The sequence below is a fragment of the Phocaeicola sp. genome, from assembly GCF_057861905.1.
Map to the genome: position 1 here is coordinate 52,692 of NZ_DBMACV010000007.1, position 17,768 is coordinate 70,459.

At 43.7% G+C, this 17,768-nt stretch carries 13 protein-coding genes and 1 tRNA gene; 12 read left to right on the forward strand and 2 right to left on the reverse strand.

The features are described 5' to 3' along the window. Positions 1–16: 16 nt before the first annotated feature. The 7 genes from ACZM60_RS02480 (at position 17) to ACZM60_RS02510 (ending at position 8,034) form a co-directional block, all read left to right on the forward strand. On the forward strand, positions 17–1,315 hold the full coding sequence (locus tag ACZM60_RS02480; RefSeq protein WP_021970859.1) for an FtsW/RodA/SpoVE family cell cycle protein: 1,299 nt from the start codon (positions 17–19) through the stop codon (positions 1,313–1,315). A gap of 100 nt (positions 1,316–1,415) precedes the next feature. Then, positions 1,416–2,546 carry an undecaprenyldiphospho-muramoylpentapeptide beta-N-acetylglucosaminyltransferase gene (murG, locus tag ACZM60_RS02485; protein ID WP_021970860.1) on the forward strand — a complete coding sequence of 377 codons (1,131 nt, stop codon included), beginning with the start codon at positions 1,416–1,418 and terminating at the stop codon, positions 2,544–2,546. Continuing rightward, complete coding sequence (gene murC, locus ACZM60_RS02490) at positions 2,536–3,912, forward strand: UDP-N-acetylmuramate--L-alanine ligase (RefSeq protein WP_489520717.1); 1,377 nt, start codon at positions 2,536–2,538, stop codon at positions 3,910–3,912. The genes murG and murC overlap by 11 nt, the downstream gene beginning before the upstream one ends. Further along, positions 3,909–4,646 carry a cell division protein FtsQ/DivIB gene (locus ACZM60_RS02495; protein WP_489520718.1) on the forward strand — a complete coding sequence of 246 codons (738 nt, stop codon included), beginning with the start codon at positions 3,909–3,911 and terminating at the stop codon, positions 4,644–4,646. Before murC ends, ACZM60_RS02495 begins: the two co-directional genes overlap by 4 nt. A gap of 3 nt (positions 4,647–4,649) precedes the next feature. Beyond that, positions 4,650–6,221 carry a cell division protein FtsA gene (gene ftsA, locus ACZM60_RS02500; protein ID WP_489520719.1) on the forward strand — a complete coding sequence of 524 codons (1,572 nt, stop codon included), beginning with the start codon at positions 4,650–4,652 and terminating at the stop codon, positions 6,219–6,221. 29 nt (positions 6,222–6,250) lie between these two features. Further along, positions 6,251–7,546, forward strand: a complete 1,296-nt coding sequence (ftsZ, locus tag ACZM60_RS02505) for a cell division protein FtsZ (RefSeq protein WP_021970864.1) — start codon at positions 6,251–6,253, stop codon at positions 7,544–7,546. A 38-nt stretch (positions 7,547–7,584) separates the two neighbouring features. Continuing rightward, positions 7,585–8,034, forward strand: coding sequence for a GatB/YqeY domain-containing protein (locus tag ACZM60_RS02510; protein WP_021970865.1), 450 nt, complete (start codon positions 7,585–7,587; stop codon positions 8,032–8,034). Positions 8,035–8,325: 291 nt separating this feature from the next. On the opposite strand, the gene recO is transcribed toward ACZM60_RS02510, so the two are convergent. Next, complete coding sequence (gene recO, locus ACZM60_RS02515; RefSeq protein ID WP_489520720.1) at positions 8,326–9,048, reverse strand: DNA repair protein RecO; 723 nt, start codon at positions 9,046–9,048, stop codon at positions 8,326–8,328. A gap of 609 nt (positions 9,049–9,657) precedes the next feature. Here recO and ACZM60_RS02520 point away from each other — a divergent pair. The 5 genes from ACZM60_RS02520 (at position 9,658) to ACZM60_RS02540 (ending at position 16,096) form a co-directional block, all read left to right on the forward strand. After that, a tRNA-Glu gene (locus ACZM60_RS02520) sits at positions 9,658–9,729 on the forward strand. A gap of 42 nt (positions 9,730–9,771) precedes the next feature. Next, positions 9,772–10,026 (forward strand): 30S ribosomal protein S20, encoded by a 255-nt coding sequence (rpsT, locus tag ACZM60_RS02525; protein WP_007571135.1) that lies wholly within the window; start codon positions 9,772–9,774, stop codon positions 10,024–10,026. Positions 10,027–10,446: 420 nt separating this feature from the next. Then, positions 10,447–10,944 carry a DUF4251 domain-containing protein gene (locus ACZM60_RS02530; RefSeq protein WP_489520721.1) on the forward strand — a complete coding sequence of 166 codons (498 nt, stop codon included), beginning with the start codon at positions 10,447–10,449 and terminating at the stop codon, positions 10,942–10,944. Between the two features lie 190 nt (positions 10,945–11,134). Next, entirely contained in the window at positions 11,135–13,099 is a 1,965-nt protein-coding gene (gene gyrB, locus ACZM60_RS02535) for a DNA topoisomerase (ATP-hydrolyzing) subunit B (protein WP_340320186.1), read from the forward strand. Between the two features lie 288 nt (positions 13,100–13,387). Continuing rightward, entirely contained in the window at positions 13,388–16,096 is a 2,709-nt protein-coding gene (locus tag ACZM60_RS02540; protein WP_489520722.1) for a 4-alpha-glucanotransferase, read from the forward strand. Positions 16,097–16,305: 209 nt separating this feature from the next. Here ACZM60_RS02540 and ACZM60_RS02545 read toward each other — a convergent pair whose 3' ends face one another. Continuing rightward, on the reverse strand, positions 16,306–17,637 hold the full coding sequence (locus ACZM60_RS02545) for a nucleobase:cation symporter-2 family protein (protein WP_489520723.1): 1,332 nt from the start codon (positions 17,635–17,637) through the stop codon (positions 16,306–16,308). Positions 17,638–17,768 lie beyond the last annotated feature (131 nt).

Sequence of the window (17,768 nt, forward strand, 5' to 3'; positions counted from 1 at the left end):
AAATTATCCTGAAAAGATGGATTTGCTAAAAAACTTATTCAAAGGCGACAAAGTAATCTGGATAATCTTTTTGTTACTTTGCCTCGTTTCTATCATTGAAGTATTCAGTGCTTCCAGTACGCTGACATATAAAAGCGGTGATCACTGGAGGCCTATCACCATGCATATGATATTGATGGCAGTGGGAGTTATCGTCATACTTATTATACATAATATTCCCTGCCGATGGTTCAAAACGTTCGTCGTGTTACTACCAATATCGTGGGTTATGCTGATTTTTGTTTTTGTGGTAGGTGCATTGACCAATGGAGCCAAACGTTGGATAGATTTAGGATTTATCCAGTTTCAGCCTTCTGAAGTAGCCAAAATGGCAACCATCATAACCGTAGCATTTATCTTGTCGAAAATGCAAGAGGAAAAGCAGGCTAACCCGAAAGCTTTCAAATATATTCTATGGGTTACGGGGATAACCTGCATCCTTATCGTTACGGAAAATCTTTCCACAGCAGTACTGTTAGCAGGAAGTGTCTTCCTTATGATGTATGTCGGCAGAGTACCGTTTAAACAATTAGGTGCACTTTTGGGAATTTGTATTGGCCTTTTGATTTTTGCTGTTGCAACAATCAAATATGTACCGTCTGAAACCTGGGACAAGGTAGGCTTGCATCGTATGGTTACCTGGCAAAGTCGTCTGGATAATCACTTCGATACGTCTACTGTACCACCAGAAAAATTCGATATTGACGCAGACGGTCAGATTGCTCATGCCAATATCGCAATAGCAACAAGCAACGTATTGGGTAAAGGTCCGGGAAATAGTGTACAACGCGACTTCCTTTCACAGGCTTTTTCCGATTTCATCTATGCCATTATCATCGAAGAATTAGGATTGATAGGAGGCGGTATCGTAGCCTTTCTATACATCTGGCTTTTGATGAGAATCGGCAAGATAGCCCGTAACTGCGATAAATCGTATTATTCATTTCTGGTTATGGGCATAGGTATGCTGTTGGTTACACAAGCCATGTTCAACATGTTGGTAGCTGTTGGTATTATGCCGGTAACCGGACAGCCACTTCCGCTCATAAGTAAAGGAGGAACTTCTACTCTTGTCAACTGTGCATACATTGGAATCATACTAAGTATCAGCCGTCATGTAAATGAACTGAAGAAACAACAGGAACAGGAAGAAGCCGAAAAACAGCAGCAAATACAAGACGCAGCAGTTACATTGCTACAAAATGCAGCAGCCATTGCCAAAGAGCAGTCAGCCGATGAATCTGAAGCCAATAAAAAAGCATCAATACACGAATAAGATTGGCTTTATATTCCAGCTCTTTTGCAGCTAAATAAAATAGAATCAGAATAATTATTTTTACAAGTTTATTCCTAACTTTGCAGGAAAATATAAAATTATGAAGGATAATTTGAGGATTATAATCAGCGGAGGAGGAACAGGAGGTCATATCTTCCCAGCGGTTTCCATTGCTAATGCAATCAAGGAGCAGCATCCTGATACCGAAATATTGTTTGTCGGTGCTGAAGGACGTATGGAAATGCAGCGCGTACCAGCCGCTGGATATAAAATAATAGGCCTGCCTGTTGCCGGATTCGACAGGAAGCATTTGCTGAAAAACATTAGTGTACTTGTAAAGTTACTGCGCAGCCAGCTAAAGGCTCGTCAAATTATCAAAGACTTTAAGCCACACGCAGCGGTGGGAGTTGGCGGATATGCCAGCGGCCCAACCTTAAAAATGGCTGGAATGATGGGAATTCCTACCCTGATACAAGAGCAGAATTCATATGCAGGAGTAACCAACAAACTATTAGCAAAGAAAGCTTGTAAGATATGCGTTGCTTACGAAGGTATGGAACGTTTCTTCGATAAAGAAAAAATTATTCTCACAGGTAATCCGGTCCGTCAAGGTCTGTTGAATCACACTATCAGTCGTGAAGAGGCAATCCGGTCATTCGGACTTGACCCGCAAAAGAAAACCATATTGATTATCGGAGGAAGCTTGGGAGCTCGTACTATAAACAATTGTGTCATGCAGGGATTGGAAAAGATAAAGAATTCAGGTGTACAGTTTATCTGGCAGACCGGAAAATTCTATATTAATGAAGCCAAAGCTTGTGTAGCACAAGCCGGAGAGCTGCCCATGCTGCACACAACCGATTTCATTTCCGACATGGCCGCTGCATATAGTGCTGCCGATCTGGTCATTAGCCGTGCAGGAGCAGGATCTATTTCTGAGTTCTGCCTGTTGCAAAAGCCAGTCATACTGGTACCTTCTCCTAATGTAGCAGAAGATCATCAGACAAAAAATGCATTAGCTTTAGTCAACAAGGATGCAGCTTTATATGTTAAAGACTCAGAAGCTACCCAAAAATTGCTCGATCTTGCCATCGCAACTGTAGGACAAGCTGATACATTAACTAAATTAAGTAAAAACATAGCTAAGCTGGCTTTTAAAGACTCGGCAAACGTCATAGCAAACGAGGTCTATAAGCTGGCTATCAATTATAAGAAAGAACATGAACGTTAATACACTGAAAGCTGTTTATTTTATCGGAGCAGGAGGCATCGGAATGAGCGCACTGGTCCGTTACTTTTTGTCGAAAGGGAAAAAAGTTGGCGGCTACGACCGCACTCCGAGTGAACTGACAGAAAAACTGATTGCAGAAGGAGCAGCTATTCATTACGAAGAAAACGTTTCACTCATTCCAAGTGACTTTCTCGATCCAGAAACAACGCTGATAGTTTATACACCAGCTATTCCGGCCGAACATAAAGAACTGGTTTATTTCCGTGAACACGAATTTGAAATTCAAAAACGTGCTCAAGTATTAGGTATGCTTACGCGCACTGAAAAAGGACTCTGTGTCGCAGGTACCCACGGAAAGACTACGACCTCTACAATGACAGCCTACCTACTGGATCATTCTCATGTAGAGTGTAATGCTTTTTTAGGAGGTATTTCCAAAAACTATAATACGAACTTATTATTGTCCGATAAAAGTGAATATGTAGTTATCGAGGCTGACGAGTTTGACCGTTCGTTCCACTGGCTGACACCGTATGCATCTGTTATCACTGCGACCGACTCTGATCATTTGGATATTTACGGTACTCATGAAGCCTATGTGGAAAGTTTCCGAAAATATACATCGCTAATACAACCGGGAGGTTTTCTTATTGTAAAGAAAGGTATAGATCTGGTACCGGATGTACAGTCGGGAGTAACAGTATATACTTACTCCACAAAAGAAGGAGATTTTCATGCTGAAAACATACGAATAGGTAACGGAGAGATTTTCTTTGATTTCATTTCTCCTTTAGGAAATATAAAAGATATCCAATTAGGAGTGCCTGTCTACGTCAACATTGAAAATGGAATAGCAGCAATGGCTCTGGCACAAATAGGTGGAGCAACTTCTGAAGAAATCAAACAAGCTATGCCTGGGTTTAAAGGTGTAGACCGCCGCTTCGACTTCAAGCTAAAGAATGATCATATCGCATTTATGAGCGACTATGCACATCATCCTGCCGAAATCAAGCAAAGTATTTCTTCTATCCGTATGCTGTATCCGGATAAAAAAATAACGGCAATTTTCCAACCCCATCTGTATACACGCACTCGCGACTTCTACAAAGACTTTGCAAACAGCTTGTCACTGCTCGATGAGGTTATTCTGCTCGACATTTATCCAGCTCGTGAATTGCCGATAGAAGGTGTAACCAGTAAACTCATTTATGACAATTTACGTCCGGGTATCGAAAAATGCATGTGCTCCAAAGGAGAATTGCTGGAAGTTCTGAAACATAAAAAGATAGAAGTTCTCATTACACTGGGAGCCGGCGATATAGAAAACTATGTTCCACAAATATACGAATTACTGAAAGACAAATGATAAAACGAATTTTCATACTCTGTGCTTTAATATTGGCAGCAGCCTATCTTATCCTGGCTGTTACCACATTCAACAGCAAGCCTGGCAACCGGGTTTGCAAGGGTATGGAATTGACTGTCAAAGATAGTGTCGATTACGGTTTTGTCACGCAGAAAGAAGTAAAAAACATTCTGAAAAGGAAAAAGATATATCCTGAGGGCAAAGAACTGGCAAGCATTAATGTCCGCCAATTAGAAAAGGCCCTTTCGAATCACCCCTTCATTGAAAATGCAGAATGTTATCTTACTTCCGGCGGGAAAGTAGCGATTAACATATACCAACGAGTTCCTGTCATGCGAGTGATGAGCAGCAACGGTGACGATTACTATCTGGACAATGCCGGGAAAATAATGAATGCTCCCGGAAAATCAGTACATGTAGTCGTAGCAACTGGATTCATCGATCGCAAGTTCGCCCAGAACGAATTATATCCACTGGGAAAGTTCTTGCAGGGAGATAAGTTTTGGGAATCGCAAATAGAACAAATAGACGTAACCCCCAAACAAGAGCTGGAATTGGTTCCTCGAGTAGGCGATCATATACTCTTTTTAGGAAAACCAGGCAATTATAAAGAAAAATTCAGTAAATTGCAAACATTCTACAAAAGCGCGCTGAACCGGGTAGGATGGAACAAGTACGAACGGATCAGCATAGAATTTAACAATCAGATTATTTGTACCAAAAAGGAGAAGTAAGATATGGCAGCAACAGACTTTATAGCAGCAATAGAACTGGGATCGGCTAAAATAACAGGCATTGCGGGAAAGAAGAATGCAGACGGAAGTATTCAAGTTCTCGCCTACGCCAGCGAACGATCTTCCGATTGTATCAAAAAGGGAACAATCTACAACCTGGATAAAACAACTCAATGCCTTACCTCAGTCATCAGTCAACTGGAAGAGATGCTACATGCATCCATCAAAAAAGTATACGTGGGCATCGGAGGACAGTCTGTAAGAAGCATTCGCAATACAGAAGTAAAACAACTAACCGAAGAAACCAAAATATCTCAGGCACTGATCGACTCCATGATGGAGAACAATCGTGATATTGCTTTGGTCGATCAGGAAATTCTGGCTGTTGAACCACAAGAATATAAAATAGGAAACAACCAGCTTACTACTGAACCTGTTGGAATTCAGACAGACCGTATAGAAGGAAACTTTCTGAATATCATAGCCCGCAACTCCTTGAAGAGCAATATCCGCCAATGCTTCCGTCAGGCTGGATATGAAGTTGCTGAATACCTGCTTTCTCCACTTGCTACAGCCAACGCAGTGCTTACCGGAAGTGAGAAACGTTCTGGGTGCGCGCTTGTCGACTTGGGTGCAGATACTACAACGGTATCGGTATACAAGAACAATATGCTCCGTCATCTTGCTGTCATTCCGTTGGGAAGCAATAATATAACCAAAGACATTTGTAGTCTTCAAATAGAAGAAGAAGATGCAGAACAATTAAAACTTCACTACGCAAGCGCCTATACAGAACCGAGCGAAAACGATGACGAAGTAGGAAAGGAATATAGCATCGACGGAAAATGTACCATCCGTGCTCATAAACTGGAAGACATTGTTGAAGCCCGTGTAAAGGAAATACTGGAAAATGTTTGGAATCAGATTATCTTATCCGAATATAGTGACAAACTGCTTGCCGGAATCATTCTGACAGGAGGTGCATCTAAACTGCCTAATCTGGATAAAGCTGTATTCAACATCACCAAAATAGAAAAGATACGTATCGCACAAAGCGGAGCCGTAGAACTGAGAGGAGATATTACAATTCCGCAAGACGGAAGCAGCAATACACTGATTGGACTGCTGACCACAGGCAAAGATAATTGTTGCAAGATAGATCCCCGCAAAGGTCACCAGTTAGATTTTATCGATGACTTGCAGAAAAAAGAAGAAGAAGCCCGCCTGAAAGCTGAAGCAGAACGTAAAGCCGCCGAAGAAAAAGCCGCAAAAGAAGCCGAAGCTGAAAGACTACGCCAGTTGGAAGAAGCCAAAGTCCGTCAGGAACAAGAACGTGCACAAAAACGACTGCACGATTGTGAAACCCTGATTACGGAAGCTACCCGCCAGATGAATCGTAAAAAATATAAAGATGCACTGGCAAAACTGGAACAGGCACGCAGCTTGAATGTGCAGGAAAAGGAAGAAGAAATAGCCTCCCTTACTGCCGAAATAGAAAAGTTGAAAGAAGATAATCCGTTCAAGCGACTGATTAATGCGCTCAAGAACGGAGCCGACGAGATGATGAAAGATTAATATTCACCGCATAAAGAAAAGGAAGAATTATGTCTGACGAGAAAATTATGCCATTCGATTTCCAAAGTGGAACACCGAGTATCATTAAAGTTATCGGTGTAGGCGGTGGCGGCGGTAACGCAGTCAACCACATGTATAGAGAAGGTATCCACGACGTTACATTCGTCGTCTGCAATACAGATAATCAGGCTCTCGATGAATCGCCTGTACCTATTAAACTTCAGTTAGGACGTGAAGGTCTGGGAGCGGGAAACCGCCCGGAACGTGCACGCGATGCTGCCAACGAAAGTCTGGAAGATGTCAAGAATATGTTGAATGACGGTTGCAAAATGGCCTTCATTACAGCAGGAATGGGAGGAGGAACCGGAACCGGAGCTGCTCCTATCATTGCCAAGACAGCCAAAGAAATGGGTATTCTGACGGTAGGTATCGTTACTATCCCGTTCCTTTTTGAAGGCAACAAAAAAATCGACCAGGCACTCGACGGTGTAGAAGAAATGAGCAAGCATGTAGATGCATTGCTGGTTATCAACAACGAACGCCTGCGTGACGTATATTCCGACCTGAGCGTAATGAATGCTTTCGGCAAGGCCGACGATACACTTTCGATAGCTGCCAAAAGCATTGCCGAAATCATTACGATACGTGGTAAGATAAACCTCGACTTCAACGATGTGAAAACCGTTTTGAAAGATGGAGGTGTAGCTATCATGAGTACCGGATATGGTGAAGGAGAAGGACGAGTTACACAAGCTATAACCGACGCTCTCCACTCTCCATTACTGAACAACAACGATATTTTCAATTCGAAAAAAGTTCTTTTCAACATCTCTTACAGCATGAACAGCGACTTGATGATGGAAGAAATGAACGAAGTACACGAGTTCATGAGCCGCTTCGGAAAAGATGTAGAAACCAAATGGGGTTTATACATCGACGACAGTCTGGGCGAAAAAGTAAAATTCACTATCCTTGCTACCGGATTCGGCATTAAGGATGTACCGGGCATGAGCAACAAGCTCTCTGCCGAAGAACAAAAACGCTTGGAAGAACTGGAAGAAGAAGAACAAAAGAAGGCAGAACGCCGCGACGACTTCTATCCGGGAAGCTATAAGAACAACAGAAAGAAAGGGAACTATAAAATCTATATCTTCACACAAGAAGATCTGGACAACGACGATATCATCAGCATGGTAGAAACTACTCCTACTTACAAACGCTCGAAAGCTGTACTGGAAAGCATTCAGTCGAGAGCTGTAGCTGAAGAAAGTGCAATGCCTAAGCTGGATAACAATGAAAATGGTTCCATGACAATCACTTTCTAAACCGACAAATTAACCAATAACTTATATAATATACGACTATGGACTTATTTGAACAAATCAGCAACGATATTAAAGAGGCTATGAAAGCCAAGGACAAAGTCAGACTGGAAACTTTGCGTAATGTAAAGAAATGCTTTCTCGAAGCAAAAACAGCTCCGGGAGCAAACGATACACTGACTGACGATGCTGCTTTAAAAATCATGCAGAAACTGGTTAAACAAGGAAAAGACTCTGCTGCTGTATACGAAGGACAAGGACGTGCCGACCTGGCTGAGGAAGAAATGGCTCAGGTACGTGTCATCGAAACCTATCTTCCGAAACAGCTTTCACCCGAAGAACTGGAAGCCAAGCTGAAAGAAATCATCGCCCGCGTCGGTGCAACCAGCGGAAAAGATATGGGTAAGGTAATGGGTGTTGCCAGCAAAGAACTGGCAGGTCTTGCCGAAGGACGCGCCATTTCTGCAAAAGTAAAAGAATTGCTGCAGTAAACTGACAAGGTATGCACAGTACCCAGTGCATACAAAACCAAGCAATATAAAGGCAAAAAATACGGGACCTGCAAAGGTTCCGTATTTTTTTGTCACCACATGCCGGCCTTTTCCTGCAAAGAGCCTGACATTCCACTATTTTTTGTACAAAAAATAAAAACGTTTGTACAAATTTTCAGAAAACGTGCCGACGTTTTTCGAGAGATGAAAGGTAGAAGTTCCGAAAACAGCCTCAACTTTCCCGTTACGATACCAACAACCGCTCCCTATTCCTCCCCTCAAGTTCTATCCTCAAAACAAGTCCTGTAAGACAGGAAGAGATTTCAATTCCGGAAAATCCGGTAAATGCAGACGGTAATACTCATTAATTATATCCAGACAACGGTTGCGCTCCATCCGGCTCATAGCAAACAAGTGCATCGTTTCGTAGTTCATACGCATCAGATTGCGAATATGAGAAGCCTCTTCCGGACGGACAAACATGCCGTGATAAGGCTGTGTCGAAACAAAACAGGCATTCAGTAAATCGAAATAATCGCTGGGAGCATATTCTTCTACATTGGGATAAAGACCGAGAAAGCGGGACAAGCGCATCAGAAACACCAGGTGAAAATTGGCGAAATTCGTTTCGCATACATCCAGCCACTGCACAGAATGTACCAGATAAGCATATAAAGGAATGTTGGTCGTTTCTTCCTTCAAAGCACGATAAAGAAACTCTGCCAAAAACATGGCAATGGCCGACTTATAAGGATCGTAAGGCAGAGAGGTAAAGATATACCAGGCTTTAGCTTCCTTTATGGGATGAAGTCCCGAACGAGGACGTACATCTGCCTCAAACTCAACTATCGACAAAGGCTGAAAAAGCACCTGCTTCACCGCCGATTTACGCGAACGCTGAACCGGCAGCAGAAAAGACATCCTGCCCGACTGCTCGGTATAAATATGTACAATGTTCGACTTGTCACTATACTTTACCGTATGAAGTACTATACCTACGTATTTCTGTAACATAACGCGACAAAGATACAAAAAAACAAGCAATCCCTGCATGGGAGATAAAACAGTCACCCGCCATGCAAGGAATTACATTACCTATTGAACCTTTAAGAGAGAGAGGATTTGTTAAAATATCAAAATCAGTCTATTCGACTGGATATATATCCAATCAGTTTCAGCTATTGCAAAAATAGCTAAATCAGTTCCTTTTCTTAAAATGCCAGTTGGCATCAAGATAGCATAAGCAGTCATTTTTTCAGGCTAAGTGAACAGAAATCGTATCTATCAGAACAAAAAAACACCTGAAGTTTTTGTTCATAAAAGACTTTTTCCATCACAGACATAACCTCCTAATACTTCCCGCTTTAAGTAACATGTCAATAAAGTTCGCCCCCAATACCCAAGAAAAGGAGTACCCTTCTCCCCTATACTAAAAGAAAAAACAGCAGGAAAAAACCACAAAAGGAAACGATAAAACCGCTAAAAAAGAAAATTTAGCCAGACACTCAGCAAAAAAATCACCGAAAGTTTTGCAGGAATGAAAAATCTTCATACCTTTGCATCCGCAATCGAGAGATATATATCCTCGAAGAGCCAGTCAGGTTTAATCCTGAATCGAAGGATGGCCCGTTCGTCTATCGGTTAGGACGCAAGATTTTCATTCTTGAAAGGGGGGTTCGATTCCCCCACGGGCTACATAATAAACAAAATCACGAACAATATTAAAGATTAGTCGAGATGGCAAATCACAAATCATCTATCAAAAGAATCAGACAAGAAGAAAAGAGAAGACTTCACAACAGATATTATGCTAAGACTATGCGTAACGCAGTGAAGAAACTTCGTGCAACTACTGACAAAGCAGAAGCTGTAGCTTTGTTCCCTAACGTACAGAAAATGTTGGATAAGTTGGCTAAACGTAACATTATCCACAAGAACAAAGCTGCTAACTTGAAGTCTAAATTGGCTGCTCACATCAGCAAATTGGCTTAAGTAATTGCTCACTTTAAGGATATTAAGGCTGGATCGAAAGGATTCGGCCTTTTGTCGTTTATAGCTACGGCTTGTGACATTTCTTTCCTCCTGCTCGTGACTAAGCGAAAAATACGAGGCCAGTCAGACCTGAACGTAAACATTCGGGATATTTATAGGACCACCTTCCCTTCCGGCCAATGTGTCATACCAGACAACTTTAGGCAACCCCAAATTCCACCAAACCTCAACCGACACGAAAAAGCTACCCAGCAAAACAGAGAATCACTTTTTTCTAAAAAAAAGCATTATATTGCAATCGAAAAGAAACATGCACTTTCCGAGAGGTTTAGCTTACCCTTCAAAAGGACCTGCTAAAAGCAAAGACTCGAAAAAGTTCCACAATCCATCTTTCGTATCACCGATAAATAACCTATGCTTATGAAAACCATAGTTTCTCTCCTTCTGTTTGTTACTATTCTTCTATTGGGAAGCGGATGCAAAACCACAAACGTTGCGACTAAAAAAGTCAGTCACGAACAAGCAATGCAGGCGCTGGAACAACATCGGTTCAAGATTGTGATAGAAGAAATCTACGACAAAAGCACTTCCAGAAGACGTCCGAAGCAACGATTCGCATCCGACTGCTATTTCAGCATGCAAGGCGATGAGCTTTCTTACTACATCTCACCCGAAGATATAGGCAGCCGGACCAAAAGATCTCCCCGGCATGAGCACGGACTCACAGCCACACTCTCTAAAGGAGAAAAACAAAAGAACGGAGACATCCATTACGAATTGAAAACTAATGGAGAAGTTACCCGAATCTCCACCATGCTGATCATCCTTTACAAGGACACCAACCGATGTTTCGTCCGACTGACCAAAAGTTTTTTAGGCGCCAACTATAACTTTACGGGGTACATATTACCTCAGTAAAGCATTTCCCCAGTTACGGATTACCGCCGGCCCCCAAAGACAACGGCAGTCTGCTTCCTGCCTGTCCCGAGAGGAAGCACGAATCCTCCCTGTTTCCTATCCGATTTTCAAGTTTTTTAGAACCATAAACTCGGTTATATCACGCTTTTTTAGTAACTTTGAACACTTAAAAAACTAGAAGTAAAAAGAGATGAGTGAAGAACTGATACCAAACAGCGGAAACAGTTACTCGGCAAGCAGTATCCAGGTGTTGGAAGGACTGGAAGCCGTACGTAAACGTCCCGCCATGTATATCGGCGATATTAGTGAAAAGGGATTGCACCATCTGGTGTACGAGGTAGTAGACAACTCTATCGACGAAGCCCTGGCCGGTTATTGTACCCATATAGAAGTAACAATCAACGAAGACAATTCAATCACCGTACAGGATAACGGTCGTGGTATTCCTGTCGATTTCCACCAGAAAGAAAAGAAGTCGGCACTGGAAGTCGTTATGACTGTATTGCATGCCGGAGGTAAATTCGACAAAGGCTCCTACAAAGTATCAGGAGGTTTGCACGGTGTAGGTGTATCGTGTGTAAACGCTCTTTCTACACACATGACGACAAACGTATTCCGAAACGGAAAGATCTACCAGCAGGAATACGCTTGTGGTAAGCCGCTTTATCCCGTAAAGGAAGTAGGAACGACCGACATTACCGGTACCCGACAGACTTTCTGGCCCGACGGAAGCATTTTCACTACCACCGAATATAAATATAATATCCTGCAGGCACGTATGCGCGAACTGGCATACCTGAACAAAGGTATTACCATCACGCTGACCGACAAACGCGAAAAGGAAGAAGACGGTTCGTTCAAACAGGAAATTTTCCACTCGGAAGAAGGTGTAAAAGAATTCGTCCGTTTCCTGAATTCGACAAACACTCCGCTTATCGACGACGTGATTTACCTGAACACCGAAAAGCAGGGTATTCCTATCGAATGTGCTATCATGTACAATACAGGATTCCGTGAGAACCTGCATTCGTATGTCAATAACATCAATACCATAGAAGGTGGTACGCACGAAGCCGGATTCCGTATGGCACTGACACGTGTACTGAAGAAGTATGCGGAAGAAAGCAAGGCGCTGGAAAAGGCAAAAGTAGAAATCTCTGGTGAGGACTTCCGCGAGGGACTGATTGCCGTTATCTCTGTAAAGGTAGCGGAACCTCAGTTCGAAGGCCAGACCAAAACAAAATTAGGAAACAACGAAGTGAGCGGTGCGGTCAATCAGGCCGTAGGCGAAGCACTGACAAACTATCTGGAAGAACATCCGAAGGAAGCAAAGACCATTGTCGACAAGGTCGTTCTTGCAGCAACCGCACGTGTTGCCGCACGCAAAGCACGTGAATCGGTACAGCGCAAAAGCCCGATGGGCGGAGGTGGTCTGCCCGGAAAACTTGCCGACTGTTCAAGCCGTACGGCGGAAGAATGCGAATTGTTCCTTGTCGAGGGTGACTCGGCAGGTGGTTCTGCCAAACAAGGACGAAGCCGTCAGTTCCAGGCTATCCTGCCGTTGCGCGGTAAGATATTGAACGTAGAGAAAGCCATGTGGCACAAGGCATTCGAAAGCGATGAGGTAAACAACATCATTCAGGCATTGGGAGTACGTTTCGGCGTAGACGGATCGGAAGACAGCAAGAAGGCGAACATCGACAAACTTCGTTATCATAAGGTTATCATCATGACCGATGCCGATGTCGATGGTTCTCACATCGACACCCTGATCATGACATTGTTCTACCGTTATATGCCTGAAGTAATTCAGGGCGGACATCTTTATATTGCCAATCCGCCTTTGTACAAATGTTCAAAAGGTAAAATCAGTGAATACTGCTATACCGACGAAGAACGTCAGGCTTTCATGCAGAAATATGGCGACGGAACAGAAAACGGCATTCACACACAGCGTTACAAAGGTTTGGGTGAAATGAATCCGGAACAGTTGTGGGAAACTACCATGAATCCGGAAACCCGTATTCTGAAACAAGTAAGCATTGAAAACGCTGCCGAAGCTGATTATATCTTCTCCATGCTGATGGGAGATGACGTTGCTCCGCGCCGTGAATTTATCGAGAAACATGCTACCTACGCAAACATTGATGCGTAGTGCATTTTTATAAACTTAATTTTTAAAATCCATCCTCGCATCTTACAACGAGGGAAGCTCCGGAAAACACTTCCGGAGCTTTTTTATTTCCGTCAACTGCCAGCAAAACCTATCAGGCCGCCTCGTCAGTTTCTATTCTGTCTTTCCTGTTTGCCCTGCACCAGCCGAAATTATCCACAGAAGGAAACACTCAATCTGTTCCGAATAAAAATTACGCCGGTGAGAAAAGAGTTTTCGGTTTTATTCATTACTTTTGGAAAGACAATAAAACTAATACTTCGAAACAAAATGAAACTGATATTCCGAATCCAATACCGTACGTTATGGGGAGAAGAAGTCCGCATCATCTTCGATGAAGACGAAAGCCAGTCGATAGCCTTGTCTACCCGCGACGGTATCGAATGGCAAGGCAGTTGTGAATACCAACTGTCGCCGTGCGATACTCCCCTGACCTACCGTTACGCCATATACCAGAATAAGGCATGTACCCGCAAGGAACTGGGGGCAATTGCTCATATCATCTATCCGGGAAATGCCCAGCAGAGCTGTTACATCATAGACGACTGCTGGCGCGACCTGCCGGAACACAACTACCGGTACAGTTCTGCATTCAACAATAAATATGTGCCTGTCGCTCCAGTACGCCTGAACGACAGTGTAGGCTGTTGCATCACGTTTCGTGCACTTTGTCCGGAATTAAGCAGTCAGCAGCAGTCGCTTGGAATCATAGGCAGCTGTAATGCACTGGGCAACTGGGAATATTGCCGCCCCATCCGGATGCGTGAAGTACGTCCCAGCGTATGGCAGCTCACGGTAGATGCTTCTTCCCTGAAGTTTCCGTTTGAATATAAATTCGTAGCTGTCAGCAACAAGACTGGAGCCGTGGTAGAATGGGAAACACGGAACAACCGTATCTTCCACACCCAACCGCTGCAACGTGGGGAAACTTACTTTCCGGCAGAAACGGAAGTATTCTTCCATACACCGGAACTGCGAGTTGCCGGATGTGCTATTCCGGTATTCTCTCTCCGCTCGGAAGGCAGTTTCGGAGTAGGCGATTTTGGCGACCTGAAGATGTTCATCACATGGGCTTCCGATACAAAACAGAAGGTGGTGCAGATTCTGCCTATCAATGATACGACGATGACCAATACGTGGATGGATTCATATCCATACAACAGCATTTCCATCTATGCTTTCCACCCCATGTACATTGACTTACGACAGCTCCCTGCATTGAAGGATGAAGCGGAAAGCAAACGTTTCGAAGAAGAACGTGTCCGTCTGAATGCCCTTCCACAAGTAGACTATGAACAAGTCAACAAACTGAAAAGGAAGTATCTGAAGCTGATTTTCGAACAAGAAGCCGACAATATTCTTAACTCCGAAGCATTTGAAGCATTCTTCCGCGACAACAAGGACTGGCTCGTCCCGTATGCAGCATACAGCTACCTGCGCGACTTATATCGTACATCCGATTTCAACTACTGGGGCGACTACAGCAAGTACGACAAGGAGCAAATTCAGGAATTATGCAGCCCGGAGAAAGAAGAATATCCGGAAATAGCCTTTTATTATTTTCTCCAGTACGAACTACACATACAGCTGCTTGCCACATCCGATTATGCAAGAAGCAAAGGTGTCATCATCAAAGGAGATATACCTATCGGTATCAGCCGTACCAGTGTAGAAGCGTGGGTAGAACCGTATTATTTCAACATGAACGGACAGGCAGGTGCCCCTCCCGATGCTTTTTCTACCAATGGACAGAACTGGGGTATGCCTACTTACAACTGGGATGTAATGGCTAAAGACAATTACAGCTGGTGGCAGAAGCGCTTCCGCAAGATGGCGGAATACTTCACGGCTTACCGTATAGACCATATCTTAGGCTTCTTCCGCATCTGGGAAATTCCGTATCATTCGATACACGGTCTGCTGGGACAATTTGTTCCCTCGCTCCCGATGAGTAAGGATGAAATACAAAGTTTCGGAGTACCTTTCGACCGCGAAACCATGACTCGCCCGTTTATCAACGAATATATTCTGAATACCGTATTCGGAGAACACAGTGAAGAGGTAAAAGAAACGTTTGTCAGACGACTGCATCACGACATTTACGTCATGCGTCCGGAGTTTGATACGCAACGGAAGGTGGAAGCCTACTTTGCCGACAAGGCGGATGCTGAGAGTCAGAACATAAAGGAAAAACTTTATGCCCTGATCAGCGACGTGCTCTTTATTCCCGACCGTGACAATCCCGAGATGTATCATCCGCGAATCGCCGTGCAGAATGATTATATCTTCAAGCAACTGAGGGAACAGGATCAGGAGGCATTCAATCACCTGTACAATCATTATTACTACCAGCGGCACAATGAGTTCTGGTATCACGAGGCCATGAAGAAGCTACCTGTACTGACGCAAAGCACATCGATGCTGGTTTGTGGAGAAGACCTCGGCATGGTACCCGACTGTGTTCCCTGGGTAATGAACCAGTTGCAGATTTTATCGCTCGAAATACAGCGAATGCCTAAGAGTCCGGCACACGAATTCGGACAGGTACACGAATATCCTTTCTACTCTGTCTGTACCATAGGTACTCACGACATGTCAACGTTCCGCGGCTGGTGGGAAGAAGATAAGGAAAAGACCGAACGCTTCTACCATCAGGAACTGGGACACTGGGGAGAGGTCCCCGAACATGCTCCGGCATGGCTGTGCGAAGAGGTTATACGCCAGCATCTGGAAAGTCCGTCTATGCTGTGTATACTGACATGGCAAGACTGGACCTCGATGGACGATACCCTGCGTAATCCGGATATCAACATCGAACGCATCAATATCCCTGCCAATCCTCGTCACTACTGGCGGTGGCGTATGCATATCACCTTGGAAGAACTGATGAAACAGGATGAATTCAACGACAACATACGCTCCATGATTGAGGAAAGTGGAAGAAGTGTTTCTTCAGAAAAGGAAAAGGACGAAGCATAAAAGAAGGATACTGATATAAAAATCGGTTACATTGGGAAAAACGATATCGTAATTCCATCCGAAAATAGAACATCTCCTACAGATAAAAAGAAAGAATCGTATCATCACTCGAAAATCAGAGCTTGATACGATTCTTTTATCTTTTATCGTTACAATCCGTAACTTTTCAACAGGATTGTCAGGAGTTTGGTATATCTCCTATCACTGAATTATTCTTTGATTCGGATCAGCAGGTTGGCAAGGATAGCCGTCAATCCACCGGTTGTAATACCCGAAGAAAAAATATTACGCAACGTATCGGGCAACTGACAAAGGATATCGGGCACAAGTTCCACACTCAGACCGAAAGAAAAGCTCAGAGCCATGACCAATGTAGCCTTACGGTCTATCTGCTGTGAGGCAATAATACGAATACCGGCAGCGGCAACTGTACCAAACATCAACAACGTTGCACCTCCAAGTACGGGTTCCGGCATCAACGAGAACACCAGTCCCACAGCCGGGAACAGTCCCAGTATAATAAGGAATCCTGCGATAAAGTAACCTACATAGCGGCTTGCCACTCCGGTAAGCTGAATCATGCCGTTGTTCTGTGCAAAGATGGAATTAGGAAATGAATTAAAGAAACCGGCCAGCATCGAGTTGAATCCATCGGCAAGAATACCACCTGAAGCACGTTTTACAAATATTTCTCCTTCTACCGGCTCACCCGAAATCAGAGAGTTGGCAGTAATATCACCATAAGCCTCGATAGCCGTAATCAGATAAACCAGTGCCAGACCGATGATTGAAGAAATATCAAACGAAATGCCATAACGGAAAGGTATAGGAATATTGAATCCGCCATAGTTCTGTACAGCAGAAAAATCGACCATACCCAGTGCCCATGCCGTAATATATCCGATAACCAAACCGATAACGATAGAACTCATGCGCAGATAACGGTTGGAGCTACGGTTGAAAATAATAATCAGAACCAATACCAGTGCGGCAAGTCCTACATGCTGTATGCCTCCAAACGTACCATTTGCCTGAGCAACGGCACCACCTCCGCAGGCAGAAATACCAACTTTAATCAAACTCATACCGATAAGCGTAACGACAATACCCGAAACCAGCGGAGTAATGATGCGACGAGTATACTTCAGCACGCGACTGATCAGCATTTCTACTGAAGAAGCAACGATACATGCACCAAAAATAGCAGAAAGTCCTCCGGTCAGCCCGGCAGAAATAATCGGACCAATGAAAGAAAAACTGGTTCCCTGAATACAGAGTAATCCGCAACCGACAGGTCCTACCCGACGACACTGGATAAAAGTAGAGATACCCGATGCAAACAAAGCCATTGAAACAAGAAAACCTGTTGTTTCCAAATCAAGCTTCAACGCACCAGCAATAATCAACGGAGGAGTGATAATAGCCACAAAGATAGCCAGCAGATGCTGCAAAGCGGCAAAAATCGTTTCTTTCACAGGCGGACGGTCATTCAGTCCGTAAATCAGCCTCGCACCCGGAGCCACAGTCTGTTCTTTTTCCATTAAAACTAATACTAACTTATTTAATTATGAAAAACAAAAAGAAGGTGTGTCAAAAAGCACACCTTCTTTTTTAGCACAAAGCCCCGACTTTCACAAGCTGGGGCTTTGTTATTACCTAAAGATTTTGTATC

What these genes read in the sequence shown, in the direction of transcription:
- ACZM60_RS02510 (WP_021970865.1), top strand. Translation starts at nt 7,585, where the DNA reads ATGGACTTATTTGAACAAATCAGCAACGATATTAAAGAGGCTATGAAA.
- rpsT (WP_007571135.1), top strand. Translation starts at nt 9,772, where the DNA reads ATGGCAAATCACAAATCATCTATCAAAAGAATCAGACAAGAAGAAAAG.
- ftsA (WP_489520719.1), top strand. Translation starts at nt 4,650, where the DNA reads ATGGCAGCAACAGACTTTATAGCAGCAATAGAACTGGGATCGGCTAAA.
- ACZM60_RS02530 (WP_489520721.1), top strand. Translation starts at nt 10,447, where the DNA reads ATGAAAACCATAGTTTCTCTCCTTCTGTTTGTTACTATTCTTCTATTG.
- murC (WP_489520717.1), top strand. Translation starts at nt 2,536, where the DNA reads ATGAACGTTAATACACTGAAAGCTGTTTATTTTATCGGAGCAGGAGGC.
- ACZM60_RS02495 (WP_489520718.1), top strand. Translation starts at nt 3,909, where the DNA reads ATGATAAAACGAATTTTCATACTCTGTGCTTTAATATTGGCAGCAGCC.
- murG (WP_021970860.1), top strand. Translation starts at nt 1,416, where the DNA reads ATGAAGGATAATTTGAGGATTATAATCAGCGGAGGAGGAACAGGAGGT.
- ACZM60_RS02480 (WP_021970859.1), top strand. Translation starts at nt 17, where the DNA reads ATGGATTTGCTAAAAAACTTATTCAAAGGCGACAAAGTAATCTGGATA.
- ACZM60_RS02545 (WP_489520723.1), bottom strand. Translation starts at nt 17,637, where the DNA reads ATGGAAAAAGAACAGACTGTGGCTCCGGGTGCGAGGCTGATTTACGGA.
- ACZM60_RS02540 (WP_489520722.1), top strand. Translation starts at nt 13,388, where the DNA reads ATGAAACTGATATTCCGAATCCAATACCGTACGTTATGGGGAGAAGAA.
- ftsZ (WP_021970864.1), top strand. Translation starts at nt 6,251, where the DNA reads ATGTCTGACGAGAAAATTATGCCATTCGATTTCCAAAGTGGAACACCG.
- recO (WP_489520720.1), bottom strand. Translation starts at nt 9,048, where the DNA reads ATGTTACAGAAATACGTAGGTATAGTACTTCATACGGTAAAGTATAGT.
- gyrB (WP_340320186.1), top strand. Translation starts at nt 11,135, where the DNA reads ATGAGTGAAGAACTGATACCAAACAGCGGAAACAGTTACTCGGCAAGC.